The following is a 459-nucleotide window of genomic DNA, read 5'->3' as shown; positions in this document are numbered from 1 at the left end:
CCGCCGGCCCGCCTGCTCCCATTTCGAAGACATGAACCTGACCCTCGCCGTCCGGCGACGCATAATCACGCGCCTTGCGCATGTTCATCACCCTGATCAGCACCGCTTCGGTGTTGGTGATGTCGGGAACGCTGATGACGATCGGCCCGAGCCCGCGTATCTGGTGCTCGACTGGAACCGGGCTTTGAGACCAGGGATGGCTGTCGCCCTTGCCGCCATCGCTGACGAGGCGCAGGCGCTGGCCTTCCGGATCTTCGAAATCCAACGACGGATAGCCGCCAATATCGCCGATCTCTCCCGTCGCGACGGTCTCGCCGGCCAGGCGATCCTTCCACCAGGCTAGGCTTTCGGGGCTGGCGACCCTCAGGCTTGTCCGCACGATGCTGTTGGTGCCGCGCCGTTCGTGTCCGACCGGCCAGTCGAAGAAGGTGATGTCGGTACCAGGCGTCGCCTCGGCGT

Annotated in this window: 1 pseudogene; it reads right to left on the bottom strand. The window is 64.9% G+C overall.

The features are described 5' to 3' along the window. Positions 1-459 (bottom strand): annotated as a pseudogene (locus tag E5W87_RS35605) (ring-cleaving dioxygenase); the annotation flags it as partial.

It is taken from the genome of Mesorhizobium sp. (genome assembly GCF_004962925.1).
Lineage (GTDB): Bacteria > Pseudomonadota > Alphaproteobacteria > Rhizobiales > Rhizobiaceae > Mesorhizobium.
The sequence above is the reverse complement of the archived record's forward strand: the minus strand, read 5'-3'. Positions and strand labels throughout refer to the sequence as shown.